Below are 15,637 nucleotides of genomic sequence, written 5' to 3'. Positions count from 1 at the left end.
GGCTTTCTATAAACCACCACTAGATTGCTTTTAAATCGATTTCACGAGTTCTAATGCGGAGCGAATGGGCTAGCTCCCAAACAAAAATCTTACCGTCACCTGGGCTTCCCGTGTGACTGACATCGACAATACTTTGTATTACTCTGTTTAAGTCTGCTTTAGTCACTGCCATTTCTATTTTTACTTTAGGCACAAAGCGGCTGGTGAAAGTATTACCTCTATATATTTCTGGAACAGCTTTGTGGTTACCAAAGCCTTTAACTTCAGTAATTGTCATACCATTAATTCCATCTTGGATGAGCTTGTCGTATACATCGCTTAGTTTGAAAGGGCGTATGATAGTGGTCAGCCAATACATAAAGTTCTCCTAAAGTTAGTTGTTGTAATCTGCTTAGTTAATAAAAATAATCCTTAGTCCTAAATTGATTTTTGCTGGTACTAAGCTTTAGGTATTTCAATTGTCGTGCCAGAAATTCATTGGGTTTTTATGGAAAAATGACTAGAATTGAATTGCCTTAGTTTACTTTTGGTGCAAACAAGCCCATTGGCTAAGTCAGAGTGTTCTATTTTGGGGCGTTTGGTTGGTGTTATCTTTTAAAAAATGGCCAACTACAACTAGGTATAAGCTATAAAAATCTATCAGCTAAATAAGCTATCAATTATAGGGCGAGTAAAAACTACTCGAGGAGTCGCGCATGGAAAACGATACGAAAAAAACGGCGAGCAATACAATTCAAGTAAAACCCAGCGAGCTGCCAGTATGCTGCCCCCCTAAAAGCCAAGCATTATGGAACCAGCATCCACGAGTCTATATTGAACTTAATAGTCAGCAGCAAGGTGAGTGCCCATATTGTGGTAACGAGTTTGTCCTTAAAGCAGAGTAAATTGAGATGCAGCAATTTTCCATCAAAGGATAACAGGGTTAAATGTTTCAAGAAGCTGCATAATTTTACATTAATCAAGATTAGTTACATTTATTTGCGCTTCGAAGCGCTCTTATTCTGGCAAAATAGCGTTAACTATAGTGCCTTTCGATTGACGTTGTTTAGCAAATTAGCATCACTGGCGTTTGTCAAAGTAACGAGCAATTTCAAATAAAGATAAAAATTGGGGAAAATATGAGTTTAGCTAAGTCCATTTTGCTAGGTTGTGGCATATTTATATTAGCCATAGTTGGCTTTGTGATTATGCTTGCCAACAAGCCTTTACCACCTAAAAAGCCAGAAAAACCAACCGCGCCTTTAGTGCAAGTTTATGCGCCTCAACCCGAAACCGTTGACTTTACAGTCGAAGCTCACGGAGTGGTAACTCCGCGTACCTCCACAATGATTATTTCGGAAGTTTCTGGCGTGGTCCAAACCGTTGCCGATAAGTTTGTTGCCGGCGGTTATTTTGAAGCAGGTGAAGTCATGCTGCAAATCGACCCTACAGATTATCAAGTAAGTTATGAGCAAGCAAAAGCCAAACTAGCTGGGCAGCAAGCCAAGTATCAACAAGAGGTCGCCTTAGCAGAGCAAGCAAAAAAAGAATGGGACCTCACCGGGCGCGCACGAAATAATGCACCAGTATTAGCTTTAAGAGAGCCCTTTTTGAAAGAAGCAAAAGCTAATGTTGATTCAGCACTAGCTGATTTAAAACGCGCTGAGCAAAAACTTGCACGAACTACCATCATCGCGCCTTATACCGGAATGATTAAAAGCAAGCATGTAGATGTAGGTCAATATGTTAGTGTTGGGTCACAATTGGCAGAAACCTTCGCCATTGATTATGCTGAAATTCGATTACCCTTAACCGATCAAGAACTCGCCTTTATTAATGTCCCTAACTGGAATGATATAGACTCTAAAGAGGTGCAAGTAGCGCTTCAAGCTCAATATCAAGGTAAGCTAAATACTTGGCATGCAAGCTTAGTCCGTATGGAAGGCGTAGTAGATGAGCAAAGCCGAGTGCATTATGCGGTAGCTAAAATTAACGACCCTTATGGAGTACTGAGTAGTGCCAATAAAAGTAATAAGCTGCCTCCTTTAAAGATTGGAACTTTCGTCACCGCGGTTATTGCCGGTAAAACTCAAGCAGGCTTAATATCAGTACCCCGTGAAGCGTTTCGAAATTTAAATACAGTATTAGTGGTTGATAAAGACAATAAGCTGCATCTAAGAACTGTCAATGTGGTTCGCACCGAAAGCAGCGTAACCTATATTGATGAAGGGCTAAAAGAGTTTGATCGGATTGTAATGACGCCTTTAGAGTCGCCTGTTGAAGGCAGCAGCGTACGTGTTGACGGTGATGCAACACCACCAAATGTCACTAAAGAAACCGACATAGTCGCTCAAGATTAAGTTGCGGTTTACAAGACCGCCGTGGCCTTGCTTTTTTAAACGCTAAACACGAATTTTAAATGGATAACCCATGACCCCAACATCAAAAAACGCAAGTGGATTAATTGCATGGTTTGCTAATAACGCCGTTGCAGCAAATTTGCTCATGATCTTTATTATTCTTGGCGGCTTAGTTTCTTATCAAATGATGACTAAGCGAATGATGCCTGATATTCAACCAAATTTGGTGCGTATTAGCGTACCTTATTTAGGTGCTGCCCCTGAAGAAGTAGAACAAGGTGTGGTAATTAAAATTGAAGAAGCAGTGCAAGATGTTAAAGGCATTAAAACGATTTCTTCTACGGCAAGTGAGGGGGCCGGTACTGTGGTTGTTGAATTAACCAACAGCACTGACTTAGACGATGCCGTAAACGAAATTAAAATGAAAGTCGACTCTATTGCAACTTTTCCTGGTGAAACAGAAAAGCCCGTCATTTCGAAAGTAGAGTTTACCGCCGAAGTGATGTGGTTAAGTGTTTACGGCAATATGGATCGTCGAACTCGGCAAAATATTGCGCAAGAAGTGCGTGACGAAATTATGGCATTACCGGATGTGAATAAGGCGGAAATTTTAGGTAATCGCCCCTACGAAATTGCAATAGAAATTCCGGAAGCGGTATTACGATCTTACGACCTTTCACTGTCTGAAGTTGCGGCAAATATTCGCAAGTTTTCTATTGATCTTCCCGGTGGTTCTATAAAAACCGATGGTGGTGATATCCGCTTGCGTACTATAGGGCAAGCCTATACAGGAGCCGAATACTCGCAACTGGTTTTACGCACTAATGCCGACGGCACACGGCTGCTGTTGGGCGACATTGCGAACATTAATGACGGTTTTGTAGAGTCTGACGGATACGCGAGATTTAATGGAGAAAAAGCAACTGTCATTCGAGTTAAATCAGTAGGCGAACAGAACGATTTAGAAATTGCCGCTGCAGTTAAAAACTATGTTGCCAACAAAATGAATACCTTACCACAAGGTGCAAAGATAGAGGTGTGGGCTGACGGCTCTTATTACCTACAGCAACGCCTTGATATGATGTTTGACAATATGCTGATGGGGATCATATTGGTGTTTATTTTGTTAACCCTATTCTTGCGTCCTAAAGTGGCATTTTGGGTATTAGTCGGTATTCCAATTTGCTTTTTTGGTGCGTTTTTATTTATGGATAAAGTGGGCGTTGTATCGACTAATATTAACTTTCTATCATTGTTTGGTTTGATCTTAGTTTTAGGTATTGTCGTTGATGATGCGATTATAATTGGAGAAAGCATTTATAGTGAAATTAAAGAAAGAGGCCACTCGGTTGAAAATGTGATTAGCGGCGCCAAGCGAGTTGCGGTACCTGCTACTTTTGGGGTACTCACTACCATCGCAGCGTTTTTACCAATGCTTACTTTAGACGTTATGGTGGCGCCTTTTTTTGAAGCTATTGCTGTGGTAGTCATACTTTGTTTAATTTTTTCTTTAGTTGAATCCAAGCTCATTTTGCCGTCGCATTTAGCTCATATGAAATTTGAGCCTTATGATGAAAAAACTGCGTCACGGTTTAGCAAACTGCAACACGCAATTCGTGAAGGCATGGAAAATTTTGCTAAATATAAATATCAACCAGTGTTAAAGCGACTTATTCAGCATCGCTACCTTACCATGGTAACTTTTCTGGCAGTATTTATATTATCGATCGGCGCAGTCGCTAGTGGCATTTTAAAGTGGGAAATATTTCCTTCAATTCCAAATGATATTATTCAAGCTCGGTTTACTTTGAATGAAGGCGCACCCATAACTGCAAGAGACAAGCTAATTGATAAAATGGAAAACGCCATCCGCCAAGTCGATCAACGTTTAGCGGAACAAGAAAATATGGGTGAGCGAAGTGTTCAACATGTTTTAGCCTGGACCTCGGGTGACTACGGCGGCGGAATGCTGGTAGAGCTTACTAAAGGAGAAAACCGGCTAGTTGACTCTTGGACAATTGAGAGAGAATGGCGTAAACAAGTTGGTGAAGTAGCAGGAGTGAAAGAGTTACGCTTTATTTCCTCTGCGGGTGTTGGGGGTGATTCAGGGATTAGCTTTAGGCTGGTTGGTAGCAACTATCAAAACTTAGAAAAAGCATCTAACGAACTCCAAGCTTGGTTAGCTGAGTTTGACGGCGTGTACGATATTCGCACTTCCTATAGTACTGGCAGCCAAGAAATAAAATTAAGTTTAAAGCCTGGGGCTGAAGCTTTGGGCATTAGCTTGACAGATTTGGGTAGGCAAGTCCGGCAGGCATTTTATGGTGAAGAAGCACAAAGAATTCAACGTGGCAAAGATGAAATAAAAGTAATGGTACGCTTTCCAAAAGATGAGCGGCGTTCAATTGCAAATTTAGAGAATATGCGCATTCGCACGCCACAGGGGCAGTGGGTACCATTTTCTGCAGTTGCTAACTTTGATTTAGGATCAAGCTATTCGACAATTCAACGAGAAGATCGTAAACGCGCGGTCTCGGTCATGGCAGATATTAACCCAGATAAAATTCAGTCCAATCAAGTTGTGAGTGATGCGAATAAAGTTTTTATTCCTAAACTCGTTTCTAAGTACCCAGGGGTAAGAAGTGAATTAAGCGGTCAAAGCAAAGAGAATCAAGCTTTTATGACCGAGCTTGCGATTTCATTTATTGCTGCTATTGGATTAATTTATGTATTAATTGCTGTGCCGTTAAAATCTTATTCACAACCATTGATAGTCATGGCGGTGATTCCGTTTGGTTTTATTGGCGCGGTAATAGGGCACTTACTGTTCGATAAAAGTATTTCGATGATGTCATTATTTGGATTAGTCGCATTAGCCGGGGTAGTGGTCAATGACAGTCTGTTAATGGTTGAGTTTGTGAATAGAGCGAGGCGTGAAGGGTTGCGCCTATATGACGCAGTTGCGCAAGCGGGGGTACAACGTTTTAGGGCAATTATGCTAACTTCTTTAACAACATTCTTTGGGCTTTTTCCAATTATGTTTGAAAAAAGTTTACAGGCGCAAATCATTATTCCTATGGCTATATCGTTAGCGTTTGGAATTATGTTTGCTACTTTTATCACTTTAATTTTGATCCCGTCGCTGTATCTGGTATTAGAAGATATAAAACGGTTAGGCTCACGATTTAAGCAGTTCGTTTATAAAACAGTGACAAGTTAAAGGTATGTTTGCGAAACAAGCTTAGCTATTTTTTAGAAAGTGAAGCTTGTTTTTGCTTGAGTAAATTAATCTGTTTTAACCCTTTATTAAAGGTTGCTAACAACTTGCGTGTATATACTTGACGGTTATCGTCAAACAGGCGCTGCAATGGTGAATCTAAATATATAATGGCGCGCACTTTTTTTCCCGGCTGAAGAGAGCATAAGATAAATTGGGTAACTCGTTGCTGCTGTACTGCAGTTGGTAATTGGTGCCAAACTTTTTCATGTTTAACCATATCAAATTTCATATAGGTTGCTTTTTCTTTAAATGCTGACAAGGTCAGCGCTTGGTTAAAATTAAGCTCGGGTCTAATTTTTTTCACATCTTTAGCAGCTAAAGCGATTTTAGTTTCGGCAATACCTGTTTGATGGTTTAACATTAAAAAGCTTGCTCTTGAGTAGCCAATGGTTAGGATAAACTGTTGCATACATTGTTGGATAAACGCGCCAGATTCAGTTGCTTTGCTACTCATCTCGAGTAACCGTTTAAGTAAAAGCTTAAAGTTTTCAGGGTTTAGTTGCTGCATTTCCTGGGATTTTTGTTGAACAATTTTAGCTTGTTTAACGGTTTGTTGGCGTTTAAGCTTTTTAGGATCAATCACTGGATGTACTAACCAACCGGGAAAATGAGGACGACTCCGTTTAAGTAGAAGGGTATAGCCTGGGTTAGGTAGTTGCGAATAAAATAAGTTTTCGCTAACGGTTCGTATAGCAGTGTAAACCTCGTGTTTTATTTTCTTTTCATCTAAATTGGCTATTTGAGTTAGCAAATTTATAGCGTGCTGCATGGCTCGAGGGTGCCATGGCACAATCACCGATCGAGCTAAACGGTTACTGGCGACGAGCAAGCCACCTTCGTAACCATGCCATGACTTTAGCGAAGGTGTTTTATCGCTTAAACCATTTTTAGAGTATTCAAAAATTTCTTTTTTACTCGCCGGAAGCTGGGTCTTGTAGAGCCTTTGCAAAGCATCGCAAACTAAATGTTTTGCCGACACTTGTTGACGCCACTGGGCAAGATTAAAACCAAGCTGGGCTTCTTCAAAGGTTTTCGTTCGTTTAGGGATTGTGAGGTGACGGTAATAAATTCGCCACATTTGTTTAGGTTTTAAATGCCATAACATAATATCTGGCAATTGATACTGTAAACTAGTCCAATATATTTGTGGACCGGCGCCTATGTGCTGACCGATTCGTTTAGCAATTTCCGCTGCCAGCAAGCTGCTAGAGAGTAAGCTTTTTACTTCATCACTGAGCGGAGCTGGGGTAAGCTTAGTTAGAGGCAAAAATACCTTTTTAGCCTGATTTAAACCGATGGTACTCATGGCATGATCTGCCGCGATTGGATGATTAGCTTTATCTTTAGTCGCGCGCCAACCTGCTTGAATTAAATACCAACAAAATGCAGGATCACGTTGGTAAATGCGTTTAAATGAGTCGTTTGAACTACTAGAGTCGCGTAACTTCCTCGCAATGGCAGATAGTTCTAGCGGTAATATCGGCATGCTACTGTAGTCTTTAAGTGCTTTGTCGATGATTACTTTAGAATTACCCATTATACTCTTTGCTACCTCGCTGAAATCTTGTAACAATTATAGTAGATATTTATTGTTGGATTGATTTATCTTGGAAACTTGCCCACTTTGTTTGTCTCAAGAAACGCAGTTGTATGCCAAAGATCGCAGGCGCTTATACCTGCAGTGTCAGCAATGTCAATTGGTCTATGTGCCTGCGCAATATAGACTAACTGCGCAGGCTGAAAAAGCCGAATATGACAAGCATCAAAATAATGAACAGGATAATGGCTATAGGCGCTTTTTAGCGCGAACCACCACACCGCTGTTTGCACAGCTTGCCGCGAAACCCCATGATAATCGCCGGCCACAAGGCTTAGACTTTGGTTGTGGTCCTGGCCCTGCCATTAAATCTATGGCTGCAGAAGCCGGTTATTTAGTAGAAAACTATGACCTTTATTATTATAACCAGCCAGAACTGCTTCAAAAGCGCTACGACTTTATTACCATGACAGAAGTCATTGAACATATCGCAAAACCGGCTATTTTATTGAAACAATTAAATGGTTTACTTCACCATCAGGGAATTTTAGCGGTAATGACCAAGCGGCGGACTGATTTACCAGCGTTTAAAAATTGGCATTATAAGAATGACCCAACCCATATTTGCTTCTATTCTATTGCCTGCTTGGAGTGGGTTGCACGCAAAATGGGCTGGCGATTAGAAGTAATTGACAAAGATGTAGTGTTTTTTCACAAGGAATAGCTATTTGCTATTGATTGGTAAGGGTAATTTACGTAGAATCCGACTCCGTTTAAATGATTCGGTCCGCAAGCGAAACATTTAAGCAAAAAAAATGAAGGGCCCTTAGCTCAGTTGGTTAGAGCATCCGACTCATAATCGGCAGGTCCCCCGTTCAAGTCGGGGAGGGCCCACCATTTTAACTATTTTATATCAATAAGTTATCACTCGATAGCAACTAAAAAACATTCAAAAATATACTGTAGGGCACCTATAGGGCACTTTTACTCCTAAGCAACTAAAAACTCCATAAACAATTCAAAACTAAAGCATCTAAATCTAATAGGATAACTTTTGAGTTGATTTTGTTTGCGTATAAGGCGCAATAGCGGATGTAAGTTTTTGAGATTGTTTGTTATTATAATTCTAAAAAAAGGGAGTTTATAAAGTGGCATTAATAAAATGTAAAGAGTGTGGGGAAGAAGTTAGCTCTAAAGCAAAAGCCTTTACTTAATGTGGGGTAGCGGTACCTAAAGGAACGTCTTTATTTACTTGGTTTGTTGTAATAGTGATGGCTTATTCTGTTAATTTAATATCTCAAAAAAGTGATGTTGATTCAGTTATTGTTAACCAAGAAAGTATTTCAGCCAGCAGCATACCAGAAAAGTAACTAGAGAAAAAAGCGAAGCCTCCGAAACATTCTTGGGGAATCTCTTCTTCGAAAGATGAAATGACTGGAAAAGTTTCTTCGTATGCCTGCTCCCCAATTACAGTGCCAACAAAAAAAATGGGTTTTCCATATAGCGATGTTAGTGCGTGGCTCGGCATTGGCTGTAACTCTGAAAGCGAGTTTGTATATATTGGCTTTAATAAAGCCCCCAATTTAGCTAACACTGAAACTAAGGACGGTTATAATCCCATTAACAAGAATAAAGTGGAATGACTCTGTAGATGATGTTCGGCAAACTCAAAAATGGGCGGGAAAATTTTTATATTTTCAAGATGATTTATCAGCAATGTCAAATATATCAGCATCAACTACAGCATTGCTAGAGCTTCAGTGGCATGGTCAACAGTCTGTCTATTTCCAATTTTCACTAAATGGTTCCTCAAAAGCCCTTAGTGAGATCAGGGCAAAATGTAAGCAGTAAATATAGTTTTCTGAGCCACAATTTGATTAAAAGTTGTTGGCGCAGCATTGTCTTTTATGACATTACTGATTAAATATCGGGAAAAAACTTAATGCTAAAATTCTTTGCGTTTTTCCTAATACTACTTTTTTCATCAACCACCTCTGCTTTTAAAAATATTTGCCCTTCCAAAGAATGTAATGGAATTTATATAGCCCTAGCAGTACTTAATAAAAAACCTAAGATTAGAAAAGGATTATCAAAAAGCTAGTTGTATAGGTCAAATTGAATCTACTTTACCAGATAAAACTCGCGTGGATCGCTTAACCAACACCACGCTATTGAATATGACTTTGCCAGTAAATGGGCTGAAGCGGCTGGTCAGTCACTCTAGTATGCTTTTCAGACTAATAAGAAAGCGGGTATGGTCCTTATCTTTAAAAAGCCAGAAGATGTTAGATACTACCATCGTATAGTGTCGGCTATTGAGCATAACAAGCTTTATATTGATGTTTGGGTAATAAACAGCTTCTTAGAGTGATTGTGTTGAAAGTCCGCTTGTTATTTCACCCTAAAAAGCTTGGTATTGAGGATTCGGATATAGCAAGTTTTCAGTGGTTGTAGTCTTTTACCGCACATGTTCGTTTTATCAATGTTAAAAATATAGCTAATTAATACATAAATGAAAGTCTGCGGCCCAGATACTACCTTTTTCATCAAAGTCAGCATACGAGACACTTTGAATCTTAAGTCTTTTACTGCCGATAATAAAAAGGGTCATTCTTCTAGTTAAATAGTCATTGGACATAACCATTCTATATTTAAATTCGGCATTTAAAAGTGTAAAGAATTCTAATTCTCTTTTTGATGTAACTTTCAACTCCCAATTCTTTCTGAGGCCGCCACCCTCATCTTTAAATAGGATTTTGTCACCATTTAGTACAGCTGTTTTGGCATATTTGCCTGTTTCAATTGTACAAACTGACACTAGCCTATTAATATTGGCACTAAGCCCTAGACTAATGCTAAATAAAATCATTGCGATTGACAAAAGAATGACTCTTTTTAGGTGGGGCATTTAATTCTCCTAATATTAAAATCTATAATATCCATTATTGTAATACCCGAAAAGAAACTTGTTTCTTTAAGTTAGGGAAATTAATATAGCAAAGTATTTACTAAATTGTAAGAGGCCGTTTATTTGAAGCGCGACTTGTTAACGTGTACTTATTTAGAATATAGAATCACTTTCCCCACTATAAAGAAAACAAGTCAACTAAAAAACTATCATTCTTAGTTTCTTGTTGTTTAAGGTCCGGCAGATATTTATTAAGTATTCTAAATCTTTGATCATTAGCCGCTTTAAATTTAGCTAGATTAAAAGGGGACGATTCTGAGTGCTCCAGCCCTTCCATTTTCTCAATGTTTTCAATGATTAACTGAACATGCCTCTGAGCTGACAATTGATCTCTTTGTGCGTTCTGTCTTATAGTTCGATTTTCCTGGGCTCTTGTTTTTGCCATTATTTAACACGCCTTTTTATAATGTAAGAAAACGACTCTTGAAGTTAATTGCTTTCAGACCGAATTCATCTTCTTTATATTGAGTAAACCTTTATCGAAATTAATTTCACCATCTGGATAGCTTATTTTACTAGATGAAAAGCTTTTAACATAATCGGCACAATAACTCTTTGTTCTGGTCTTAGCTAAATAGCTTAAATGCTCAATAGCTATCTGTTGTTTTTCGTGGGATTTCCTAGAAACATTATGATAACCCCCTTTATGAGTTGTGCCGTTTAATTCATTCCATACCTTTTCAACAATATCGTTTATAGGAAACCCAGACCTTACTTTTTTACCGTCAACCATTAGCGCCCAGTGATAATGCTGACCTTTGCCTTTTTCGTATTCACGACACCAAAAATAGGCAATGTCATTAAGTGAATATTTTGCCTTGATACGTTTAAATAATCTGCGTTTAAATATCACCATTAATTTATTGTCATCGGTATAAGCTGGCATGTGTAAATCAAAACGGACGATTAATAGCTTTGAATAAATCGTCAACATAACATCGGTTTGACTGAATATTCTTTCAAGGTGTCTTTTGTTTATTCCGCCATGTGACGATTGAATAGGCCACTTCAACCCATTAAAAATGAAATGGCGCTTTTTTATTGTATGTTGTTTTACCCATTCTCTTGGCTTTTTGGACATGCTGGGATTCCAAGTTAATAGGGGAGTTATTATTAACACCACCTAATTGCGCTAAGCTAGAAACCTGACCAAGCCGCTAGCTATAAGGGCCAAGCAAAATCAGGTTAAACCAAAACGGGGGTAATAATGTGTTTTAAGTCTACCGGTTAATTAATAACCATCACTAGGAAAATCAAATAGTTACTTGTAGAAGGTAGGTAAACCTAAGCGTATTGTTACCCCTAAAAATGATAGAAAAGGGCGCGATACGCCCTTTAAATATCATTATTAATTGCTAGTCGTCATTAGCGGCCCGCCTGCGGTATATTTCTTTGATTTTTATTTCCATGGTGGACTGATTACAATAGTCGCACATACGCTCAAGATTTTTGTTAAGCTTTGCCCGCAGCTTTGCTATCCGTTTGCTTTGCTGGTCGCGCTTTATTTTCTCTCTCTCGCTTTTCCCTGACAGAAAGGCTTTAATTACATCAGGCTCAATGTAGTATCGCTTTATAGGCCTCAAGTAATGCTTTTTAGGGTGTGGCCTTTTTATATCTAATCGCCCAACTGGAATGGACTTTTCTATGCTGGAAATAATACTGTGTAAGTGCTTTATTCCGTATTTTTCATAGGCTAAATCACAATCAATTGGACTTTTTTTCATTAGATGGTTAAATACTAAGGATTGTTCCATTTGAGCTAATTGTGTATGATTGGCCTTGCGAGTGGCTGGTGCTCTTTTGGGGGTGCTGGCTATTTTTTTATCTTTCATTCTTTCACCCTTACCCTATAGTATTTTTATTAATAAAAGCTTCGATGTCTGCTAGTTTGTATCTAACGGCTTTGCCTAGCTTGACATAAGGGATGCGCATATCTCCACGCCATCGCATTTGGGATAAAGTTGCTGGTCTTAGCTTCAGAATTTTTGCAGCCTCATCACTACTTACAAGTATTGTGTTCGTTATAGTGCTTAATTCACTCATTTTGACTTACCTCTATGTATTTTGTTTAAACCAACCTCACTATAATCTACACATATTCGTAAGTAATGCTGAAAAGGCTAGCTTTTTTAAGAAGGCTGGCCTTTTAGTGGAGCTATTTTAGTTTCTTAAGTGATTCACTTACTTTTGCTCTGATAGTTGTTTGCGGAAAGCTAATCGGTTCTCCTTTGTCATTTTTAATTTGCCCTAAATGTTCCGCCTCCAAACACTTTTGAGTCACTCTTTTTGTTAAGCTCGTTTCATCCAGATTTGGGAATTTTGACATTTCTTCGTTTACGCACTTATCTATGAATTCTTGCCAGATTTGCTTCTTTCTCTGTTGAGCTTTCCCTCCTGCTTTCGGAATCTCTAGTTTCTCTTTCTCTAATTGCTCAATGCGGGCAGACTTTTCTTTATGGGCTTTTTTAAAGTGCTCCATCACACCTACACTTTCATTGTAAATACCCCATTCTTAGCACAACTCACTCATAGAATTTAAATAGCTAATTTATATTCCACAGGCGTCATATCATTCAATGAATCATGAGGCCTTTCTGTATTATAAAGCGTTATCCAGTTTTCGGTTATATCCATCACTTCTTGTAAATTCGTAAAAATATACAAATCTAAAACTTCATGTCGATAGGTACGATTAAACCGTTCGATATAAGCATTTTGATAAGGGCAACCTGGCTTGATGTAATCAATCGTGATCTTGTGCCGCTTTGCCCATTGCATAAACTCAAACGAGGTAAACTCTGGACCATTATCAACTCGTACTTTTTTAGGGTAACCATGCCAAGCTGCCAATCTATCAAGATAACGAGTAACCTTTGACGCTGGCATGCCTGTACCAATATCAATGCCTAACACTTCACGGTTATAATCATCGATGACATTAAACGTTCTAAAACGCACTTTATTGTGTAAAGTGTCACTCATAAAATCCATCGACCAAACTTGGCCAAGTTTGTTAGGAACGGCTAATGGCTCAGGTTGACGAGGTGGAAGTCGTTTCTTATTTTTTCTCCTTAGGTTTAACTTCATTGCCGTGTAAATACGGTAAACACGTTTGTGATTCCAACGATACCCTTTAGCTCTGAGGCGCTTATAACATTTAGGAAAGCCCCAGCGTTGATGCTTTTCAACCAGCTGATTGAGTGCGTCAATAATCTCACCATCGTTTGATAATTGGGGTTTGTAATAATAAGCGGTACGACTCATGCCTGTTATTTGACAGCTGAGGGCAATACTAATGGTGTAAGTGGATTGCAACTCTTTTGCCCAAACTTTGCGCTCAACAACAGGCACTACAGCTTTTTTATAATTTCTTCCTGTAACTGTGACTTCAAGCTAAGGTCGGCATACATTTGTTTTAGACGACGATTTTCTTCTTCTAACTCTTTTAAACGCCTTACATCCGACGCTTCCATGCCACCATATTTTTCACGCCATTTATAAAAGGTTGAATTGCCGATGTTGTACTTTCGGCAAATATCTTTTACTAACATGCCTGCTTCTGCTTCTTTTAAAATCGCCACAATTTGGCTTTCATTCATTCGTTTGCTCATGTGTAAAACCTCTTAGGTTAGTTTAAAGAAAATTCTACGGTTAAGCTGTATTATTTTAAGGGATAGTTACATCATGAATTAACGTTTCCAATTGCTCAATTTCTTCTAAAGCAGTTATATCTTTAACATTCACTTGATGTAAATGTTTAGAAGTGAGCTGAAAGTATCTTTTAAGCAACTCGCCATGCTCAATATGCGTTGTTTGAAGGCTTAATAGTTCATGATTAGTAAGCTGTAGAGTGTCAAAAATGTCGAGATAAGCCCTACGTAACTCTTTAAATAAATGATGGCCTCTAATGGTTAATTCTAATAGGCATTCTTTTATCCTTAATAACTCTAACTCACTAACTTTACTTTCTGTGCTCTTTACAATATCGGATGCTAATTCTGTTTGATCATAATAGCTGTCTATTATTTCTTCTATTTTCATTTTGTTTGCTCCATGCTCTGGGACAACTGAAAGATTAAAGCGCGCTTCTCCGCTTCACTAGCATTTTCTAGCAAGCTTCGAAGTTTAGCGTCAACTCCTTGGCTCCTTTTACTAAGACCTGCGTGTTCAAGTATCGTCTGCTCAATCAGTTTGGCTGGCTCTTTTAATTCATCAGCTGAAAGCACGATGTAACCTGCGGTAACGTCATTTGAGCGGCCAGTACGATGATTTAAAAGCCGCTTAAGTGTATAGCCACCAATGCCAATCGACTCGGCTATAGTTGCGTAGGTACGCCTTAAATCGTGCCAGTGGCTAACTAAAGTCGATTGACCTTCATCTTGAATAGTTGCTTTATTGATTTTCTCTAACACATACTTGGGCTCTTTTATTGCTTGGCCCTTGCTTTTCCCCACAAATACATACTTTTCAGACTGATCACGGTCCGCCCAACTTCTTAATAAAAGCTTCCTTAAAGTGTCTGTAATGGGCAGCTCAAGTGGGTCGCCATTCTTAGTCTCAGCAATCCAAAAGTAACCGTCTTTTAAATTGACTCTATCCCACTCAAGACCTAAAACTTCACCTTTTCTAAGGCCTGTAAAGAGAGCGAACTCAACTGCGCCACAAACGGATCGAGTAAACTGGTCATACTTTGGGTTAGTCCTTACAATCTCTATCGCTGATAAGTATCGTTTTAATTCATTAGGGCGAATTCGGGTGTTTTTTCTGGGTACGTTATTCCATTGCCTTTTATGTGAGAGAATTTTTACCGGATTTTCAGAAAAAATAAACGTTCCATTTTTGCCTTTAAACTCATATTTAGCAAAATTGAAAATAGCTCTTAGCACTCTGGCCATTAGGTCTGCTTGGGCTCTACTCCTTGCTGAAACTTGCTTATGGATATTTGTTATTTCATCTTCATTTAAGCTTTTCAGCGGTCTTTCTTTCCATTCTGGAAGGTAGCAGTTAACTGCCTGCGTGTAGCCTAATATCGTTTTATCTTTTAGTTGCTTCTCTGATAGGTAAGCTTCAAAAGCTTTTTGTAAGGTTACGCTTTCACTTTCGTGTTCTTTGCGCTGTTCATTTGGATTAATACCATTTTCAATATCTCTAAGGGCTTTTAAAGCAAGTGCTTTAGCTTGCTTGTAGTTCATTTTTGAGTAATCCCCAATTTTCACTCGAATATGTTTTCCTTTTCTATTACGCCTAACATAAAAAACTTTTTTAGTTTTTGTTACTCGAATAATAAGTCCTGATAACGAGGAGTCGCTGAAGTCTACTTGGCCGGTATCCACGGAAAGGGCTTTTAAGCGCTGCTCATTAAACGAAAATGAATTGGAAGCTTTCATATTACTCTCTAATTAAACCCATAATGAGGGTGATTCTAGGGCGCTTATAGGGCACACTCTATTCTATAGGGCACTCATAGGGCACCGGTTCTATAGATGCTGTTATCGTCAGGTCGATTAGTTTAG

General features: G+C 38.8%; 16 protein-coding genes and 1 tRNA gene. 5 read left to right on the top strand and 12 right to left on the bottom strand.

Annotated elements, in window-relative coordinates; genetic code table 11:
• Positions 1–19: 19 nt before the first annotated feature.
• On the bottom strand, positions 20–358 hold the full coding sequence (locus ACUR5C_RS13005) for a P-II family nitrogen regulator (RefSeq protein WP_454465601.1): 339 nt from the start codon (positions 356–358) through the stop codon (positions 20–22).
• 337 nt (positions 359–695) lie between these two features.
• Between ACUR5C_RS13005 and ACUR5C_RS13000 the strand changes: the two genes are divergently transcribed.
• From ACUR5C_RS13000 to ACUR5C_RS12990, 3 genes are all read left to right on the top strand, one after another.
• Entirely contained in the window at positions 696–884 is a 189-nt protein-coding gene (locus tag ACUR5C_RS13000; protein ID WP_454465600.1) for a zinc-finger domain-containing protein, read from the top strand.
• Between the two features lie 234 nt (positions 885–1,118).
• Positions 1,119–2,339: an efflux RND transporter periplasmic adaptor subunit gene (locus ACUR5C_RS12995; protein ID WP_454465598.1), complete on the top strand. Its 1,221-nt coding sequence runs from the start codon at positions 1,119–1,121 to the stop codon at positions 2,337–2,339.
• A gap of 70 nt (positions 2,340–2,409) precedes the next feature.
• The gene (locus tag ACUR5C_RS12990) at positions 2,410–5,559 is read left to right on the top strand and encodes an efflux RND transporter permease subunit (protein ID WP_454465597.1); all 3,150 of its coding nucleotides are present in this window, start codon (positions 2,410–2,412) and stop codon (positions 5,557–5,559) included.
• Positions 5,560–5,584: 25 nt separating this feature from the next.
• On the opposite strand, the gene ACUR5C_RS12985 is transcribed toward ACUR5C_RS12990, so the two are convergent.
• Positions 5,585–7,156 carry a hypothetical protein gene (locus tag ACUR5C_RS12985; protein WP_454465596.1) on the bottom strand — a complete coding sequence of 524 codons (1,572 nt, stop codon included), beginning with the start codon at positions 7,154–7,156 and terminating at the stop codon, positions 5,585–5,587.
• 91 nt (positions 7,157–7,247) lie between these two features.
• Here ACUR5C_RS12985 and ACUR5C_RS12980 point away from each other — a divergent pair, with 91 nt between their 5' ends.
• Positions 7,248–7,880: a class I SAM-dependent methyltransferase gene (locus ACUR5C_RS12980; protein WP_454465594.1), complete on the top strand. Its 633-nt coding sequence runs from the start codon at positions 7,248–7,250 to the stop codon at positions 7,878–7,880.
• Positions 7,881–7,976: 96 nt separating this feature from the next.
• Positions 7,977–8,053: transfer RNA gene (locus tag ACUR5C_RS12975), tRNA-Ile, on the top strand.
• Between the two features lie 400 nt (positions 8,054–8,453).
• On the opposite strand, the gene ACUR5C_RS12970 is transcribed toward ACUR5C_RS12975, so the two are convergent.
• From ACUR5C_RS12970 to ACUR5C_RS12925, 10 genes are all read right to left on the bottom strand, one after another.
• Positions 8,454–8,684: a hypothetical protein gene (locus ACUR5C_RS12970; protein ID WP_454465592.1), complete on the bottom strand. Its 231-nt coding sequence runs from the start codon at positions 8,682–8,684 to the stop codon at positions 8,454–8,456.
• Between the two features lie 969 nt (positions 8,685–9,653).
• Positions 9,654–10,064 (bottom strand): hypothetical protein, encoded by a 411-nt coding sequence (locus ACUR5C_RS12965; protein ID WP_454465590.1) that lies wholly within the window; start codon positions 10,062–10,064, stop codon positions 9,654–9,656.
• Positions 10,065–10,242: 178 nt separating this feature from the next.
• Positions 10,243–10,509: a hypothetical protein gene (locus ACUR5C_RS12960; protein WP_454465588.1), complete on the bottom strand. Its 267-nt coding sequence runs from the start codon at positions 10,507–10,509 to the stop codon at positions 10,243–10,245.
• A 54-nt stretch (positions 10,510–10,563) separates the two neighbouring features.
• A complete protein-coding gene (locus tag ACUR5C_RS12955; RefSeq protein WP_454465586.1) occupies positions 10,564–11,205 on the bottom strand; it encodes a YagK/YfjJ domain-containing protein in 642 nt (213 codons plus the stop codon).
• A 274-nt stretch (positions 11,206–11,479) separates the two neighbouring features.
• Positions 11,480–11,956 carry a hypothetical protein gene (locus ACUR5C_RS12950; RefSeq protein ID WP_454465585.1) on the bottom strand — a complete coding sequence of 159 codons (477 nt, stop codon included), beginning with the start codon at positions 11,954–11,956 and terminating at the stop codon, positions 11,480–11,482.
• A gap of 10 nt (positions 11,957–11,966) precedes the next feature.
• Positions 11,967–12,167 (bottom strand): helix-turn-helix domain-containing protein, encoded by a 201-nt coding sequence (locus ACUR5C_RS12945; protein WP_454465583.1) that lies wholly within the window; start codon positions 12,165–12,167, stop codon positions 11,967–11,969.
• 112 nt (positions 12,168–12,279) lie between these two features.
• Positions 12,280–12,603: a hypothetical protein gene (locus ACUR5C_RS12940; protein WP_454465581.1), complete on the bottom strand. Its 324-nt coding sequence runs from the start codon at positions 12,601–12,603 to the stop codon at positions 12,280–12,282.
• Positions 12,604–12,659: 56 nt separating this feature from the next.
• A protein-coding gene (locus tag ACUR5C_RS12935; RefSeq protein WP_454465036.1) for an IS3 family transposase occupies positions 12,660–13,735 on the bottom strand; the annotation gives its coding sequence in 2 pieces (ribosomal slippage) (positions 12,660–13,486 and positions 13,486–13,735; 1,077 coding nt in all).
• A 55-nt stretch (positions 13,736–13,790) separates the two neighbouring features.
• Complete coding sequence (locus ACUR5C_RS12930; RefSeq protein WP_454465579.1) at positions 13,791–14,165, bottom strand: hypothetical protein; 375 nt, start codon at positions 14,163–14,165, stop codon at positions 13,791–13,793.
• Positions 14,162–15,511, bottom strand: a complete 1,350-nt coding sequence (locus ACUR5C_RS12925; protein WP_454465577.1) for a tyrosine-type recombinase/integrase — start codon at positions 15,509–15,511, stop codon at positions 14,162–14,164. Before ACUR5C_RS12925 ends, ACUR5C_RS12930 begins: the two co-directional genes overlap by 4 nt.
• Positions 15,512–15,637: the final 126 nt, after the last annotated feature.

This window comes from Aliikangiella aequoris, from assembly GCF_053709105.1.
Note: the sequence above shows the minus strand (reverse complement) of the source record. Positions and strands in the feature narration are given on the sequence as shown.

Excerpts from the sequence above, each read along its gene's own strand:
- ACUR5C_RS12960 (WP_454465588.1), bottom strand. The coding sequence starts at position 10,509 with ATGGCAAAAACAAGAGCCCAGGAAAATCGAACTATAAGACAGAACGCA.
- ACUR5C_RS13000 (WP_454465600.1), top strand. The coding sequence starts at position 696 with ATGGAAAACGATACGAAAAAAACGGCGAGCAATACAATTCAAGTAAAA.
- ACUR5C_RS12995 (WP_454465598.1), top strand. The coding sequence starts at position 1,119 with ATGAGTTTAGCTAAGTCCATTTTGCTAGGTTGTGGCATATTTATATTA.
- ACUR5C_RS12925 (WP_454465577.1), bottom strand. The coding sequence starts at position 15,511 with ATGAAAGCTTCCAATTCATTTTCGTTTAATGAGCAGCGCTTAAAAGCC.
- ACUR5C_RS12950 (WP_454465585.1), bottom strand. The coding sequence starts at position 11,956 with ATGAAAGATAAAAAAATAGCCAGCACCCCCAAAAGAGCACCAGCCACT.
- ACUR5C_RS12990 (WP_454465597.1), top strand. The coding sequence starts at position 2,410 with ATGACCCCAACATCAAAAAACGCAAGTGGATTAATTGCATGGTTTGCT.
- ACUR5C_RS12970 (WP_454465592.1), bottom strand. The coding sequence starts at position 8,684 with ATGCCGAGCCACGCACTAACATCGCTATATGGAAAACCCATTTTTTTT.
- ACUR5C_RS12930 (WP_454465579.1), bottom strand. The coding sequence starts at position 14,165 with ATGAAAATAGAAGAAATAATAGACAGCTATTATGATCAAACAGAATTA.
- ACUR5C_RS12985 (WP_454465596.1), bottom strand. The coding sequence starts at position 7,156 with ATGGGTAATTCTAAAGTAATCATCGACAAAGCACTTAAAGACTACAGT.
- ACUR5C_RS12955 (WP_454465586.1), bottom strand. The coding sequence starts at position 11,205 with ATGTCCAAAAAGCCAAGAGAATGGGTAAAACAACATACAATAAAAAAG.
- ACUR5C_RS12940 (WP_454465581.1), bottom strand. The coding sequence starts at position 12,603 with ATGGAGCACTTTAAAAAAGCCCATAAAGAAAAGTCTGCCCGCATTGAG.
- ACUR5C_RS12965 (WP_454465590.1), bottom strand. The coding sequence starts at position 10,064 with ATGCCCCACCTAAAAAGAGTCATTCTTTTGTCAATCGCAATGATTTTA.
- ACUR5C_RS12945 (WP_454465583.1), bottom strand. The coding sequence starts at position 12,167 with ATGAGTGAATTAAGCACTATAACGAACACAATACTTGTAAGTAGTGAT.
- ACUR5C_RS13005 (WP_454465601.1), bottom strand. The coding sequence starts at position 358 with ATGTATTGGCTGACCACTATCATACGCCCTTTCAAACTAAGCGATGTA.